The sequence below is a fragment of the Petrotoga mobilis SJ95 genome, from assembly GCF_000018605.1.
In the GTDB taxonomy this organism is placed as follows: domain Bacteria; phylum Thermotogota; class Thermotogae; order Petrotogales; family Petrotogaceae; genus Petrotoga; species Petrotoga mobilis.
In genome coordinates this window covers 765,859-782,300 of record NC_010003.1, presented here as the reverse complement: position 1 = coordinate 782,300, position 16,442 = coordinate 765,859, and the positions used below count along the sequence as shown (strand labels likewise).

The window sequence follows — 16,442 nt, the reverse complement described above, 5'->3', positions numbered from 1 at the left end:
GTTGTTGCACAAAAACCCGTCGTAGCACATGTTATTTAGCAGTTTTTGAATATTGAAAAAATTTTTAAGCTTTTTAGAGACTAGTCCAAGGTTCAGTTCGGTTTTCCACCCGAAGATAGAAAAGGTCTGCTATGAGCAGACTTATCTATGAGCATCTATGCCAGGCGTACATAAAAAACATCCGCATGAAGCGGATGTTTTGATAAAATGGTTCATTATTATAATGCTGTATATCCTCCATCAATAACCAATTCAGAACCGGTCATGAACGAGGATTCATCGGAAGCTAAGAATAATGCTCCATAAGCAACTTCTTCAGGTTCAGCAGGTCTACCGAGTACAGTAGTTCCAAGGATACCCTTAGCTGATTGTTCATCTTTTAACAGTTCATCAGTCATCGGTGTTCTTATTACACCAGGATGTACAGAATTTACTCTAATATTGTATTTAGCGAGTTCGGCTGCAACCGTTTTTGTTAACAATCTTGAGGCGCCCTTTGAAGCATGGTACGCCACAGCAGCACCACTACCTATGAGTCCATAAATAGAAGAAATATTAATTATAGAGCCCTTTGTTGCCTTCTTCATTGCTGGTAACACGTACTTTATACCTAAAAATTGGCTCTTTGCGTTTACGTTCATTACACGATCCCATTCTTCTTCAGATGCATCCTCAACACCACTTCTAGGGAAAATTCCCGCGTTGTTTACTAAAACATCAACCTTACCCCATTTCTCTGTTACCTGATCGACAACTTTTTTCCATTCGTCAGCTTTTGTAACATCAAGTTTTACAGCCATTGCTTCATATCCATCTTTGTTGATTTTATCTGCTACCTCTTTTGCTTCCTTCTCTAAAATATCTGCAACAACGACCTTCGCTCCCTCTTTTGCGAAGAGTTCAGCTTCAGCTCTTCCCATTCCTCTTGCGGCTCCTGTAATAATAGCAACTTTTCCTTCTAATCTTCCTGCCATAATATGAATCCCTCCTTTTGATGTGAATATTTTCACAATTTACGATAAATAAAAACGACTAAATTAATCGTATCTAAATTATACCATATTTTTTTAAAAGAAAAAGCATTTATGTTAAAATAATAAAAAGAAATCTTTTTATGGAGGTGTATTATGTCAAAAAAAATAACCTACGGAATGGTTGGTGGATCCATAGATTCTATGATAGGTGAGGCACATAGAAATGCAATATTATCAGATGGAAGGGCAAGCATAGTTAGTGGATGTTTTTCACGAGATTATAAAAAAACATTAAAAACAGGCAAAAAGTGGGACATAAAGAAAGATAGATTGTACGAAAACTACTTAGAAATGGCTGAAGAGGAGAGTAAAAAGAAAAATAAAATTGATTTTGTAGTTATTGCTACTCCGAATGTTTCCCATTATGAAATAGCTAAAACTTTCTTAGAAAAAGGTATAAATGTTGTCTGCGATAAACCGCTAACAACAACAGTAAAAGAAGCGCAAGAGCTAAAACAGTTAGCAGATGATAATGATCTTTTGTTGTGTGTGACGTATTCGTACGTGGGATATCCGGTTATCTCGTTAGCAAGAAACAAAATAGAAAAAGGTGAGTTGGGCGAAATAAGATTCATTAATGTACAATATATTCAAGGATGGCTTGCAAAAAAGATCGAAGATGAAAACAAGCAAGCCCAATGGAGATTGGATCCAAACCAAAGTGGTTTGGCTAATACTACAGCCGACATAGGTAGTCATGTGGAGAACATGGTTTCATATCTTACTAGAAAAGAGATCGATAATTTGTGTGCACGCCTTGATACTTTTGGTGAATCAAGAAAATTGGAAGATAATTCCACCGTGATGGTAAATTTCAAAGATAAAAGTAAAGGATTACTTTTCATGTCTCAAATTGCTGTGGGAGAGAACAACAATTTTAGCGTTTGCGTGTATGGTTCGGAAGGTACGTTGAAATGGAATTTTAATCAAGCAAACAAATTAACAATTTTGTATGAAGACCACAAAGAAGAGATAGTTCAAAATGTGGATGAAATTCCTGGAACAAATATAGGGTTCAAAAATACTTATTCCACATTTATTACCGATTTAATAAATAAAAAAAACGGAGAAATTATAACCAACGATAATGCCCATTTTCAAAGTGTAAACGCGGGATTAAGAGGGATGAGGTTTATTGAAAAATGTGTAGAAAGTTCGAAAAATGGAAGCGTTTGGGTAAAGTTTTAAAACCAAACTCAAATAAGAGGAGGGGTAAAATATGTTCAAAAGATTGACTTATGGAATGGTAGGTGGAAGTAAAGACTCTCAAATAGGCATAGTCCACAGAAAAGCTATAAATCTACACGGGAAGGCAGAATTAGTCTGTGGAAGTTTTTCAAGAAACTTCAAAAACACTTTGGCAACAGGCAAAGAGTTAAAAATAGATGAGAAAAGATTGTATAAAAATTATGAAGAAATGGCTGAGGAGGAAGCTAAAAGGCCCGATAAAATAGATTTTGTATCCATTGTCACACCCAACAGTTCACATTATGAAGTGGCAAAAAAATTTTTAGAATCTGGAATAAATGTGATGTGTGAAAAGCCGTTAACCATCACTCTAAAAGAAGCTGAAGAGCTAAAACAGTTAGCAAGAAAAAACAACCTACTTTTTGCGGTTGCTTACACCTTTACAGGTTATTCAATGTTAAGATACGCAAGAGAGTTAATTAAAAGAGGGGAAATAGGTGAGGTTAGGTTTATCAATGGTCGATACCTAAGTGAGTGGATGGCAAAGGTGCCGTTTGCCGGCAAAAATTCTCGCCACGAGTGGAGATCGGATCCAAAAGTTTCGGGTGTATCTAATTGCGTGGCTGATATAGGGGTACACGTGGAAAGCGTAGTTTCTTTCCTAACAGGTTTGAAGATAAAGTCCTTAAATGCCAGAATGGACAAGTTTGTTGAGCCAGATAGGCTAGACGATAATGCATCTATACTAATAAATTATGATAATGGGGCAGAAGGCATATACTGGACATCTCAAATTGCTATGGGCCACGAAAATACTTTGGATATTGGTATATATGGAACAAAAGGATCTATAGAATGGTCACAAGAACACGCAAATTACTTGAAGATCTCAAAAGTTAACCATCCTTTTATAACTTTATCGAGGGGAAGCGAAAGCGTTGATGATTTTATTAAAACTGATTATGTGACTCCTGGTGGGCATCAGGAAGGTTACGTTGAAGCCTTTGCAAGGGTATACGATAAGTTTATTAGCGCAATTACAAAAAAGAAAAAAGGAGAACTTTTAGAACAAAGAGACTTAGATTTCCCCACTGTAGAAGACGGAGTAGAGGGAATGCGATTTATAGAAAAATGTGTAGAAAGTACAAAAAGAGGTGCTAGTTGGGTAGAATTTTAAGATTATTTTGTTTCGAATTTTTGAAAAAAGTAATAACTGGTTTATATTTTATTAAATTACTAATCTATAAAAAATGGTATAATCAATCAGGTATATTATTAGTGAATTTTTTAACTTTTATTCCTCATAAAACCTAATTATACGAGGAGGAAAATGAATGGAAGAACTTCTTGAAAGCAAATTAAAAGACATTGAAACTTATCTTAATTCACTCGATTTGACGGACAAAACCGAAGAAGAAAGAAGGAGCTTGCTTATTGAAGTTTTGCATAAAGTTCAAGAAAATCTAGGATATATCCCAAATGAAGTGCAAAAATTAGTGGCAAAAAAACTGAAAATTCCTTCTTCTCAAGTTTATGGTGTTGTGACTTTCTACAATTTTTTCTCCACAAAACCTAAAGGTAAGTATCCTATAAGTGTATGCTTAGGAACAGCTTGTTACGTGGGAGGAGCGAACGAAATCTTAGACGAATTCAAAAAGATTTTAAATGTTGAAGAAGAAGAAGTAACCGAGGACGGATTATTTTCTATTCATCCGGTTAGGTGTTTAGGTGCTTGTGGTTTGGCACCTGTCGTAAAAATAGGGGAAAAAGTATATGGGAGACTTAAAATAAACGATGTAAGAAGAATAATTAGAGATTATAGAGCCAAAGAGAAAAATAGTTGATAGGAGGTTTTTCTATGCCTAAATTAAATAGTTTAGAGCAATTAGAATCGCTGATAAATGAACTCAAAGAAAAAGAAAATAAGAATAAAATTGTATTAAAAGTTGCTTTAGGTACCTGTGGAATCTCAGCTGGAGCTGATGAGACGTACGATGAGCTTCTAAAAGAGATAGAGGAAGAAAAAATAGAAAATATTGAAGTTATTAAAACAGGATGTTTAGGATATTGCTATGCCGAGCCAACAGTAGAAGTTAACGAACCAGGTAAAGAGCCAGTATTGTATGGCAACGTTACGAAATCGAAAGTAAAAGATCTTGTAAAAACACATTTTGTAGAAGGAAAAATCGCAGAAGCATTGTTGATAGAAGAAACCCACAAAAAAGCAATTTGAGGGAGGTAAAACGATGCCGGAACAAGTAAGAATCGTTTTAAGAAACGCTGGAAATATCGACCCCGAAAACATAGAAGATTATTTAAAAAATAACGGTTATTTAGCCCTAGCAAAAGCGCTTAACTCAAAAAGAGAAGAGGTAATTCAAACGGTTTTAGATTCAAATTTGAGAGGTAGAGGCGGTGGTGGGTTTCCAACCGGTTTGAAATGGAAATTCGCCATGCAAGCTAAAGGAGATGAAAAATACGTAATATGTAATGCTGATGAAGGCGATCCAGGGGCATTTATGGATAGATCAGTGCTAGAGGGTGATCCTCATTCTGTGTTAGAAGGTATGGCTATCGCTGGATACGCAATTGGTGCCCAAAAAGGGATTATTTACATAAGAGCAGAATATCCTTTGGCTGTTGCTAGGTTAAAAGTTGCTATTTCACAAGCTAAAGATTATGGATTGCTGGGAGAAAATATTTTAGGCAGTAATTTTTCTTTTGATATAGAGATCAGACTGGGAGCCGGAGCTTTTGTCTGTGGTGAAGAGACCGCTTTGATCCATTCGATAGAAGGTCTTCGTGGTGAGCCAACCAACAAACCGCCTTTTCCTGCCAATAGTGGTTTATGGAAAAAGCCTACAGTGATAAACAACGTTGAAACCCTTGCAAATATAGCACCTATAATACTCAATGGAGCCGACTGGTTCAAACAATTCGGAACAGAAAATTCTCCAGGTACGAAAGTATTTGCGCTTGCAGGAGACGTTAAAAAGGTTGGTCTCGTTGAAGTTCCAATGGGAACCACATTGAGAGAGATAATCTTCGATATAGGTGGAGGGATCAAGGGGGATAAAAAGTTCAAAGCTGTTCAAACTGGAGGCCCTTCGGGAGGATGTATTCCCGCTGAATACTTAGATACCCCTATAGATTACGATAGTCTTCAAGCACTAGGCTCGATGATGGGTTCTGGTGGAATGATTGTCATGGATGAAGATACTTGTATGGTGGATGTTGCGAAATTCTATCTTCAATTTACCGTCGATGAATCCTGCGGTAAGTGCACTACATGCCGTGTGGGAAACGTTAGACTTTTAGAGATATTGGAAAAAATAACTTCTGGGAATGCTCAATTGGAAGATCTCGATCATATGTTAACTTTGGCTAATGTCGTAAAGAACGGTTCTTTATGTGGGTTAGGACAAACTGCCCCAAATCCGATACTCTCTACTTATAGGTATTTTGAGGATGAATATAAAGAACATATATTGGACAGAAACTGTCGCGCTGGTGTATGTAAGAATTTAATAAGGTACGAAATAATTCCAGAAAATTGTACAGGTTGTACGGCCTGTGCAAGGGTATGTCCTACTGAAGCGATACAAGGTGAATTGAGAAAACCTCATACAATAGATCAAGAAAAGTGTATAAAATGTGGGTCTTGTTACACAACATGCAGGTTTAACGCTATAAAAATAGTATAAATAAAATATAAAACTCCTTCATTTTAATGAATGCGGAGCGGGTTGAAGCGGCGCTAAATTAGGTTTTCAAGAGGGAAAAAATTTTTGGTTAGGAGGGAAAAATTCTAAATGCCAAAAGTATATATAAATGACGGTGAATTTTTAGCTTCTGAAAAAGATACCGTTTTAACGGCTGTTCAAAAATTTGGCGGTTACATACCAACACTTTGTTATATGAACTTAAAGGATATAAATATAGAAAATAAGCCTTCTTCATGTAGAGTATGTATGGTTGAAATAGAAGGTAGAAGAACTTTAGCCCCGGCTTGTACAACGCCGGTATTTGAAGGAATGAGAATAAAGACACATTCCAGGATGGCGGTAGAAGCTCGAAGAACCGCTGTTCAGTTATTGTTATCAGATCATCCACAAGATTGTCTAAAATGTCCGAAAAATGGTGAGTGTGAACTACAAAAAATCGCCTCTGAACTAAACATTGTGAACAATCCTTATTTTGGCAAAACATCTAATTACGATCTTGATATATCTGCTGCAATAATTAGGGATCCGAACAAATGTATTATGTGTAGAAGATGCGAAACCATGTGTAACGAATTTCAAACCGTTGGGGTTCTTTCGGCTATAGACAGAGGTTTTGGTGCTGTCGTTAAGCCTTCTTTTGATATGCCTTTAGAAGAAACTGCCTGTACCTTCTGCGGTCAATGCGTGGCAGTCTGTCCTACGGGGGCTCTAGTTGAAAGATCTTACATAGACGAAGTATGGAAAGAGTTGGAAAATGAAGAGAAGCACGTTGTAGTTCAAACCGCTCCTGCGGTGAGGGTCGCTTTAGCGGAAGAATTTGGTTACGAGCCTGGAACTATCTCTACCGGGAAGTTGGTTGGAGCTTTAAAACTAATGGGTTTTGATAAGGTTTTCGATACCAATTTTGGAGCAGATTTAACCATAATGGAGGAAGCTACAGAGTTCAAAGAAAGGTTAGAAAATGGTGGTTTTTTACCTATGTTGACTTCTTGTTGTCCAGGATGGGTTAAATTTATCGAACATCAATTCCCTGACTTGCTTGAGATGCCTTCTTCTGCGAAGTCTCCTCAACAGATGTTTGGAGCGATTGCAAAGAGTTATTATGCACAAAAAAATGATATTGATCCCAAAAAGATAACCGTTGTATCCATAATGCCCTGTCTAGCCAAAAAGTACGAAGCAGCTAGAGAAGAAATAAATGCATCACCTGAATACAGGGATGTTGATTATGTATTGACCACCAGAGAACTGGCGAAAATGATCAAAGAAGCAGGAATTAATTTCAAAGCTGTCCCAGAAAGGGAGTATGATAGTCCTTTAGGAGAATCCACCGGTGCTGCAGCCATTTTTGGAAGAACGGGAGGAGTTGCAGAGGCAGCTTTAAGAACCGCTTATGAATGGATAACCGGGAATGAACTTAAAGAAGTAGAATTTGAGCAACTTCATGGATATGAGTCTATAAGAGTTGCAGAAGTTGAAATTAATGGGAAAAAATTAAGAGTTGGAGTTGCTTATGGCTTAGGTAACGCACGAAAACTCTTGGAAGACGTTCAATCGGGAAAAATAGACTTACATTTAATCGAAATTATGGCTTGTCCAGGGGGTTGTGTTGGAGGCGGTGGTCAACCGTACCATCATGGTGATTTCAACGTGATTAAAAAGAGAATCGAGGCATTAAATGTCGTTGACAAATCAAAGATAATTCGAAAGTCCCATGAAAATCCATCAATTGTTAGACTATACAACGAGTATTTGGAAAAGCCAGGAAGTGAAAAATCACATCAATTGTTGCATACTCATTATGTGCAAAGAGAATGGCTTTAAAAAACTAAAGGCGGAGAAAATCCGCCTTTAGCTTGAATTAAAACCACACTTTAAAGGTTTTTATTTCGTATGGTGTTATACTGAATACGATTTTATTATCTTTAAATGCAATTTCTTTTTCCTCTTCTTCAATTAAATTACATTCAACCACTTTTTTTAAACTTCTAAAAAATTCTATTTCCACTTCCTTTTTTCGACTGCCTTTATCTTCGAAAAGTCTAATTAGTATAGAGTCATCATCTTCCGCTTTTTTTATGGTTTCAATTACCACATCAAAATCGTTGACCTTGATAAAAGAGAAATTGTCAGGGAGGTTTCCTTCTTCGTTTTTTCTTATCTTTTTAACTATTACAGAATAATTCAATTTGTAGGCTTCTTGTATTACTTGTGAATCTCTCCATGTTCCAGCGTGTGGTAGAAGAGAATAAATGAATGTGTGATCCGTTCTATCAGCCGTTTCATCGGGTTCGATTGGGGATCTTAGAAGAGTGAGTCTCATAACGTTTTCTTTTATATCGTACCCATGTTTACAATCATTTAGTATGGAAACTCCATAGTTTGCTTCTGAAAGATCTGCCCATTTTTGTGCTGGGACTTCAAATTTTGCTATATCCCAACTTGTGTTGTTGGTTGTACTTCTTTCTATGTTTCCAAATTGTATGTTGTAGGTGGCTTTCGTGCTTCTTATATTAACAGGAAAAGCTGTTTTTAATAAAACTTGTTTCTCTTTCCAGTCAACATGTGTATCAAAATCGATTCTTCTTATGTGGTTGTACACAATGACTCTTTGTTCGATAGTTGAGTCATAAAACCTCCATGAGAATTTTAAAACACCTTTTAAAGGAGTCTCTTCCTCTACTTTTACTTCGATTAAATCAGTAACCTCTTTCATCTTTTCGTTGAAATAAGGAGAAATATCCCATGCGTCAAAAAAGTAAGGTTTATCTTCGAAGGTTTGTAGCACGTTTCCCAATTTCCCCTCTTCCAGTACTTCCCTTTTATTTTCTTTATCGTATAATCTTTTAAGCTGCCCTTTTTCATTGAATTCGATTATATAGTATCTGTTTTCAATGTAATCTTCTTTTACGATCATTTTTTCATCAATTTGCTTCTGCTCCAAATTTGATACCTTAATACTTTTATAGCCAAAAGGGGGGATTCCTCTAACCAACGTTTTTTTACCGTTTTCTAACTCTACAATCTCGTCCCTTTCAAAGGAGGTGGTGTTGAATAATACCAAACTGTCTTCTTCGCTTTTTATTTCCTTTGAAATCATAGAAATAGCCCTTTCGATCTCTTTGTTAGCTATCCCCTTTATCTTTTCAAAATCTCTTCTTGCATCTTCATAAACCTCTCTTATTGAGGAACCTGGTAAAATATCGTGGAATTGATTTAATAATAATAGTTCCCATCCTTCATTTAGAGAATTTTTAGGATATTCGAAATCTTCTAATAATTTCAAAGCCATAGAATTTAATAACTCTGCGTTATGGTACAATACTTCTGATTTTCTGTTTTCCCTTTTCACAAAAGCTTGTGAAGTATACGTACCTCGATGTAATTCGAAGTACAGCTCATCATCCCAAACTGGGACATTTTTATCTCTTATTCTTTCTCCCAATTTCTCAAAATAATCCTCTACTCTTCCCATATCCACTTGGGGTAAACCTGGGATTTCTTTTATTGCTTCATAATTTTCTAACATTTCATATGTTGGGCCTCCTCCCCCATCTCCCCAACCGAAGACAAGAAGTAATTCATCGTTTATATCTTTTTGTTTGTAGTTATCCCATATCCCCCTTATCGTGAAAGGTTCCACCATACCGTTGTAGGTATAAAAATAATTGTTCTTATCTGGAGTCGTAATAAAATGGGAAAGGATTTTTGTCCCATCGATGCCTTTCCACCAAAAAGTATCGTAAGGGAATTTGTTGATCTCATTCCAGCTTATTTTGGTTGTAGCGAAGTACTTCATTCCACTTTTCTTTATTATCTGAGGAAGGGCGTATGTGTAACCAAATGCATCTGGCAACCATACAACTTTAGAATCTATTCCAAACTCTTCTTTTAAGAACCTTTTCCCAAATAGTATCTGTCTTATCAAAAACTCACCTGGAGAAATATTAGAATCCGATTCTATCCACATACCACCAGTTGCTTCCCATCTGCCTTCTTTAATTTTTTGCTTTACTTTTTCATACAACTCAGGGTAATCGTTTTTTAAGAACTTGTACAATGCCGGAGAAGAGTGCATAAATATATATTCTGGATACTCTTGCATCAGATTGAGAACCGTCGAAAAGGTTCTTTGTGCTTTTTCTCTTGTGTGTAAAACTGTCCAAAGCCATGCCATATCTATATGAGAATGTCCTGTCAAAACAACTTTCGGAGAATCCAGCTTAAAATTTCTCATTTTTTTCAATTCTTCTTGCAAAAAACTATAACTGTCTTTTATTGATTCATAGTATTCTTTGGATCGAGGTTTTATAAAATTGATTCTTTTGTAAGACTCGTTTAAAATATTGAATAATTTTACTCTTACAATATCGTTTTGACTTAGTTGATCGATTGTGTCAAGAACATTCTTTGCTAAGAAATAGTACTTTTGTGAATATTTTTCTATTTTGTAAAGCTCCAAACCTGAAAATGTGTAATTTAATTCCCCTCTCAAGCCAGTCCATGACCTTAAGTATATCCTCAATACATTTCCTTGTACAATCTTTGGCGATATTATAGCCTCTTTATGGTATTTGTCTATTCCTTGAACGAACTGACCATTTACAAAAAGTAAAGATTCAGGATAATCGGGAATAACGTCCAAATCGCCATCTTTTTCCAAAGAAACCCTCAAAAATAGACTTTCTTCACCAATACTTTCAGGCACTTCGATATTTTTTCTAAACCAAAATACCTTATCGTACCCTCCCCACTTTTCCTCTTTTTCTATCTTTTTCCAGTTTGTTGAATTGTTGAATTCAGGCTTGAATCTTCTTTCTTTGTCTTCAAAGTAATCCATTTGCAAAATTTGGAGAATACTAAGTGTTTGTGATTTTTTAACTTCTCTTAATCCGTTCTCTAACTTTTTCTTGGTTATGTCTTCTAACATGTTTTATTTCGACCTCCTAGATAGCAATCCAATTAATGATAACACAACTTAATAGATAAGATAGTAAAAAACAAGAAAAGAACTTTGGAAATATTTAGTTTTAATAAAACTTTATATTTCCTTATATTTCACAAATAAAAATAAAGTACTATTGAAATACAAGAAGATGCTGAGTAAAGTCTTTAAATAGTTTCAAAAATTTATTGGAGGTGAGTTTTGTGAAAAGGACGGTTATGTTTTTATTTATGGTTTCTTTGTTAAGCGTTTTGTCTTTCCCTGTAACCATAGAGTTTTGGCATGCAATGAGTGGAGACAGGATAGCTTTGATTGAAGATATTGTGAGTGATTTTGAAGAAGCTTATCCGGATATAAAAGTAAATGCGCAATATTCAGGAAGTTATCCTGAGACGTTGAATAAGCTTATTGCAGGGGTACAATCCGGGAATGCACCTCACATAGTACAGATTTACGAAATAGGTACAAGATTGATGATAGACAGCGGTGTCATAGTTCCTGTCCAAGATTTACTTGATCAAGATGATTCTTATGATGTAGGGGTTTTGTTGGAACCGATATTAAATTATTACAAAGTTGATGGGAAGTTGTACTCCATGCCTTTCAATTCATCTACCGCTTTGTTGTATTACAACAAAACGCTCTTTGAAGAAGCAGGCTTAGATCCAAATAGACCTCCTCAAACTTACGAAGAACTACTGGAATACTCCAGAATTTTAACAAAGAAAGACTCAAGAGGAAATACAGTGCAATACGGATTAACTTGGCCTACCCATTCATGGATAATTGAACAACTTATGGCTGCCGCTGATGCGCCACTTGTTAACAACGATAACGGAAGAACCGCTAGAGCGACAGAGGCTGTTTTTAATAGTGAAGCAGGTTTAAAAATATTTGAACTGTTTGACCAATTGAACAAAGAAGGTTTAATTCTTAATACAGCTAGGGAAGATTGGAATGCTGCCGGACAAAATTTCGTTTCAGGCAGAGCAGCTATGAATTTCTTTTCTACATCTGATGTAAAGGTTTTTCAAGAAGGGTTAGAAAGTAACGGCTACGAGTTAGGTACAGCCTTTTTACCTGTTCCAGATATAAGTGTCAGTGGAGGACCAGTTATTGGAGGAGCAAGTTTATGGTTGATAGATGGCCATACAGACGAAGAAACCAAAGCTGCCTGGGAATTTTTGAAGTTTGTCAATCGTGAAGATCAACAGATAAGATGGCACCAAGGTACCGGATATTTCCCAGTTAGAAAAGATGCCATTCAAAGGCTGCACTATGAAGAGTTCTATGCTGAGAACCCAAATTACTTCACTTCCTTATTGCAACTATTGCTAGCTAAAAGAGATTTCAACTCCGCTGGAGCAGTTATTGGAGTGTTCCCTGAAACACGAGAGACTATAGAAATAGCGTATGAAAGAATGGTTGATGGACAAATGACACCTGAAGAGGCACTGAGCTGGGCTGAAAGTAGAGTAACAGAATTAATCCAAGAATATAACGAATTCTATCAATAATCTATTAAATGAATCTCTAATATAAGTCTAGAATTTCAAATGTTGTTAATCCAAGGAAGAATTTTCTTCCTTGGTTTTTTGGGAGGAAATAAAATATGAAGTGGGGAAAATATACACCTTATCTTTTGCTTGCACCGACACTAATAATTATTGCCCTTTTTATATATTGGCCTGCAATTAACTCCTTTCTAATGAGTTTTTACAAAATATCACCATTTGGCGATAAGAGAATATTTGCAGGTTTAGATAACTACATTAAGCTTTTTGAGAATGAGGCATATTGGGATGCATTAAAGATCACAATCATATATATAGTTACAACGGTAATAATAGTCATTATTTTAGGCTACCTGATCGCACAATTATTAGATAATAAGGTCTTTGGGATGAAAATTTATAGAACTTTAATTTTTGTTCCTTATGTTATTTCCTTTACTATTGGAGGTGCGCTGTGGACCTTTATGTTGAATCCGGTTGCAGGGCATGTGAATTATATTCTGTCAAGAATCACAGGAGAAAGTATTAATTGGTTAAATCAAGTGCCATATGCGTTAATTTCAGTTATAGTTGCCAGTGTTTGGAAGATGCTGCCTTTTTCAATTATTTTCTACCTTGCAGGGTTACAGTCCATATCGGAATCAATAATAGAGAGTTCTCTTATTGATGGAGCGAACGTATGGCAAAGGATGTGGAAAATAAAATTTCCTATACTTTCTCCCATTACATTTTACTTAGTTATTATGAACATCACCAATGGAATGTTTGAGTCGTTTGGGATCATTGACATTATGACAAGAGGTGGACCCTTAGGAAGCACAACAACCTTAATTTACAAACTATATCAAGACGCATTCTTTTTCCAAAAAACAAGTTTAGCAGCTGCTGAGAGTGTTATCTTATTTATTATTATGTCAATTATCACCTTTCTTTATTTTAGATTTGGTGAGAAAAGGGTTCATTATCAATGAAGGGAGTCAAGCAATAATGAGGAAATCGACCAGAGAAAAAGTTAATTATGTTTTTGTAGAGCTAGGTTTAATAATTGTATCTTTTTTCATGTTTTTACCTTTCATACTTGCAATTTCCATGAGTTTTATGGAACCAACGGAGGTTTTCTCTTATCCACCTAAGTTTTTTCCTTCAAGTATCAATTTTAAAAATTACATTACAGCTATACAACTTGTTCCAATGGGCAGAATGTTGTTCAATTCTTTGCTTGTTGCTTCATTTACAACATTAGGAAAGTTAATAACAGGAACATTGGCTGCTTATGCTTTTTCTTCTTTTCAATTTAAAGGAAAGAACATATTGTTTTCCACACTATTTGTAACTTTATTTTTGCCAGCAGAAACGGTTATGATTTTACCTTTGTTTATGCTGATGTCAAATCTGGGTTGGGTTAACACCTACTGGGCGTTGATAATACCTTTTACCGCTTCAGCAACCAATACATTCCTATTTAGGCAACATTTTATGACGATTCCTCGCTCTTTAGAGGATGCAGCAAAAATAGATGGTGCTTCAGCTATGCAATATTTTTTCAAGGTGCTTGTACCTTTGTCTGGGCCAATAATCGCTGGGGCGGCTATTATTAATTTTGTTTATGCATGGAATATGTATCTTTGGCCTTTGATAGTTACCATGCAAGATGACATGAGGACGGTACAGGTTGGCGTAAAGATGATGATCTCAGGAGAGTCCAGTAACAATTGGGGAGTGATAATGGCAGGGACACTGTTAGTTGCTTTACCTACCCTTATAATATTTTTTCTACTTCAAGATTTGTTTGTAAAAAGTTTGGTAAATAGTGGGCTTAAAGAATGAAGTAGGTTTTAACAAAATTAAATAATTATTTAACCAACAAAACCCCAAATGGGGTTTTTTTGATTTGCTTTCTTGTTAAGATCATTTTATGGTAAAATTTTAAAAGAATTAAAGGAATTGAAGGATTTTATAAAAAGGTGATTTTGTCCATGAAAAAATCCATATTGTATTTACTTTTTATTGTTTTTATGTCTACTACACTGTTCCCTTGGAGTGGGCATGAGGCGATGACTTATTATATAATTCAAGATTTACCGAATATTGATAAAAAGGTTTTTATTACAGAATATTCATACGAGGAAGAAAGGCAATACAATTTAGAATATCTTAGTTTAACCGAATTGGATTTTTAAAGGTTTTCGAAGGCGACAAATCATTTCTCTACTTTGTAGAATTATCCAAACAAGCTTTTGAAAAAAATGACGAATATTGGGGTTATAGATTTTTAGCTCGTGCGCTTCATTATATCGAAGATCTTTCACAACCTTATCACAATGCCCCCGGTTCATTTTTTGAAATCATAGGAGCAGCTTTTAACAAGGACATATCAAGGAAACTTAACAATGCACACTATTTTATGGACGATTATTTAGTATATCTTTTGTATTATTCTGATAATTCCGCGAAAGAAGTTATTTTGGGGGCAAAACCTGCCTTTTTTGATAATTACGAAGACTACGTTCAAGAAATGACGGGCTATTCTCTTAGTAAGTTTTCTATGATTCATTCAGAGATCAAATCTCAGTTTGGGGAAAGTTTAAATGATTATGTAACTATTGAACAAATTAGAAAGATGGATGAAGAAGGAAAATTGTCAAAACTTAAGGAAGAAACGTTGAGTGTATTGTCTTATTCTTCTTCCATAATAAAAGGATTTTTTATCGATTTTCTTGAATCAGTTGGTCAAATATAGTAAATTAGTTAGATATTAAAATGAAAAAGGAGATCTACCCTTGTGGAACCAGATAAAATACTGTTCATAGTCAATCCTGTAGCAGGTGGAGGTAGAGCCCTAAAAGTATGGACAAAAAATATCTATCCTATTTTGGAAAAGAAAAAGATATCCTTTGATTATTTATTTACCCAAAAGCCTTACGATGGTTTTAATTTGGCAATGGAAGGAATTAAAAAAGGGTATAAAAAATTAATTTCTGTGGGTGGAGATGGAACGGTCAACGAAATAGTTAACGCAATAATGTTGCAGGATATTATAGATCCAATCGAAATATCAATTGGTTCTATAGGTTCTGGCTCTGGTAACGATTGGGGAAAAAGCGTCGGTATACCTGCTAATTATGAAGAGGCGGTAAGCAATTTACGTAAAGACAATTTTATATTACAAGATGTTGGTAAGGTTAGTTATATTCAAACAGGTGTTGAAAAAACAAGATATTTTGTGAATGTTGCTGGGATGGGTTTTGATGCAGAAGTCACCTATAAGGCGAATAAAAGTAAAAAAAGATTGTTTGGCAAACTTTCTTATTCTTTAAATTTATTAAGCACTTTAATTTCCTTCAAGGATCCTTATGTTGAAATCAAAATTGATGGAGAAAAGGTGTATGCAAATCAAGCTTTAACCTTGAATGTTGGGATTTGTAGATACAGTGGAGGAGGAATGATGTTTACACCAAAGGCAAAATACGATGATGGACTTTTCGATGTAACCGTTGTTGATAAGATATCTGTTGGTACAATTTTAGCAAATCTAAGGAAAATATATGATGGCTCATTTATAAATCATGAAGCTGTGAAAACCTTTAGAGGAAAATCGATAGAAATTACATCCAAAGAAAAGCTGTATTTAGAAACGGATGGTGAATCTTTGGGCCATTCTCCTTTGTATTTTGAAACTCTCCCTCAAAGACTTAAGGTTTTAAGTGGGCTATCAATAGAACATTAATGGATCTGCTTGCTGCTAATAAATATGAAAGTAAAAGAAAAAAATTTAATCAATTAATAATATAAACAGGAGCAACAAGTGCTCCTGCTTTTTGAAAAATTATTCCTGGCTTACCAATTTTGGGGGATAACCTATTTCATCCAGTAAGTTTTCTATTTTTTCTGGTTCTTGCAATGTTTCAACTTCTACTTTTTTGTTTTCTAAATCAACGTTGAAATTTTGCACAATACCTGAAGATTTTAATTGCCTTTCAATATTCATCTTGCAATGTTCGCAAGACATATCTGGAACATCAAATACATATTTCAT

At 35.2% G+C, this 16,442-nt stretch carries 13 protein-coding genes and 1 pseudogene; 11 read left to right on the top strand and 3 right to left on the bottom strand.

Going from position 1 to position 16,442, the window contains the following annotated elements; all coding sequences use genetic code 11:
• Nucleotides 1–218: 218 nt before the first annotated feature.
• Nucleotides 219–974 (bottom strand): SDR family NAD(P)-dependent oxidoreductase, encoded by a 756-nt coding sequence (locus tag PMOB_RS03770; RefSeq protein ID WP_012208556.1) that lies wholly within the window; start codon nt 972–974, stop codon nt 219–221.
• 153 nt (nt 975–1,127) lie between these two features.
• Between PMOB_RS03770 and PMOB_RS03765 the strand changes: the two genes are divergently transcribed.
• The 5 genes and pseudogenes from PMOB_RS03765 to PMOB_RS03740 all read left to right on the top strand — a co-directional run bounded on the left by PMOB_RS03765 (nt 1,128) and on the right by PMOB_RS03740 (nt 7,771).
• Nucleotides 1,128–2,222 (top strand): Gfo/Idh/MocA family protein, encoded by a 1,095-nt coding sequence (locus tag PMOB_RS03765; protein WP_012208555.1) that lies wholly within the window; start codon nt 1,128–1,130, stop codon nt 2,220–2,222.
• A gap of 31 nt (nt 2,223–2,253) precedes the next feature.
• Nucleotides 2,254–3,399 (top strand): Gfo/Idh/MocA family protein, encoded by a 1,146-nt coding sequence (locus PMOB_RS03760; protein WP_012208554.1) that lies wholly within the window; start codon nt 2,254–2,256, stop codon nt 3,397–3,399.
• Nucleotides 3,400–3,556: 157 nt separating this feature from the next.
• Nucleotides 3,557–4,066, top strand: a complete 510-nt coding sequence (locus PMOB_RS03755; RefSeq protein WP_012208553.1) for an NADH-quinone oxidoreductase subunit NuoE family protein — start codon at nt 3,557–3,559, stop codon at nt 4,064–4,066.
• Nucleotides 4,067–4,080: 14 nt separating this feature from the next.
• Nucleotides 4,081–5,926 (top strand): annotated as a pseudogene (locus tag PMOB_RS03745) (NADH-ubiquinone oxidoreductase-F iron-sulfur binding region domain-containing protein).
• A 108-nt stretch (nt 5,927–6,034) separates the two neighbouring features.
• A complete protein-coding gene (locus PMOB_RS03740) occupies nt 6,035–7,771 on the top strand; it encodes an NADH-dependent [FeFe] hydrogenase, group A6 (RefSeq protein WP_012208550.1) in 1,737 nt (578 codons plus the stop codon).
• 37 nt (nt 7,772–7,808) lie between these two features.
• Here PMOB_RS03740 and PMOB_RS03735 read toward each other — a convergent pair whose 3' ends face one another.
• On the bottom strand, nt 7,809–10,877 hold the full coding sequence (locus tag PMOB_RS03735) for an alpha-mannosidase (protein WP_012208549.1): 3,069 nt from the start codon (nt 10,875–10,877) through the stop codon (nt 7,809–7,811).
• A gap of 218 nt (nt 10,878–11,095) precedes the next feature.
• Here PMOB_RS03735 and PMOB_RS03730 point away from each other — a divergent pair, with 218 nt between their 5' ends.
• The 6 genes from PMOB_RS03730 to PMOB_RS03705 all read left to right on the top strand — a co-directional run bounded on the left by PMOB_RS03730 (nt 11,096) and on the right by PMOB_RS03705 (nt 16,133).
• On the top strand, nt 11,096–12,409 hold the full coding sequence (locus PMOB_RS03730) for an ABC transporter substrate-binding protein (protein ID WP_012208548.1): 1,314 nt from the start codon (nt 11,096–11,098) through the stop codon (nt 12,407–12,409).
• A 95-nt stretch (nt 12,410–12,504) separates the two neighbouring features.
• Nucleotides 12,505–13,377: a carbohydrate ABC transporter permease gene (locus PMOB_RS03725; protein WP_012208547.1), complete on the top strand. Its 873-nt coding sequence runs from the start codon at nt 12,505–12,507 to the stop codon at nt 13,375–13,377.
• Nucleotides 13,378–13,393: 16 nt separating this feature from the next.
• A complete protein-coding gene (locus tag PMOB_RS03720; protein WP_012208546.1) occupies nt 13,394–14,233 on the top strand; it encodes a carbohydrate ABC transporter permease in 840 nt (279 codons plus the stop codon).
• A gap of 149 nt (nt 14,234–14,382) precedes the next feature.
• Entirely contained in the window at nt 14,383–14,586 is a 204-nt protein-coding gene (locus PMOB_RS10800) for a hypothetical protein (protein WP_041534047.1), read from the top strand.
• A gap of 224 nt (nt 14,587–14,810) precedes the next feature.
• Nucleotides 14,811–15,146, top strand: a complete 336-nt coding sequence (locus PMOB_RS10795; protein ID WP_041534046.1) for a hypothetical protein — start codon at nt 14,811–14,813, stop codon at nt 15,144–15,146.
• A 42-nt stretch (nt 15,147–15,188) separates the two neighbouring features.
• Complete coding sequence (locus tag PMOB_RS03705) at nt 15,189–16,133, top strand: diacylglycerol/lipid kinase family protein (RefSeq protein WP_012208545.1); 945 nt, start codon at nt 15,189–15,191, stop codon at nt 16,131–16,133.
• Between the two features lie 99 nt (nt 16,134–16,232).
• Here PMOB_RS03705 and PMOB_RS03700 read toward each other — a convergent pair whose 3' ends face one another.
• On the bottom strand, nt 16,233–16,442 hold the full coding sequence (locus tag PMOB_RS03700) for a heavy-metal-associated domain-containing protein (RefSeq protein WP_012208544.1): 210 nt from the start codon (nt 16,440–16,442) through the stop codon (nt 16,233–16,235).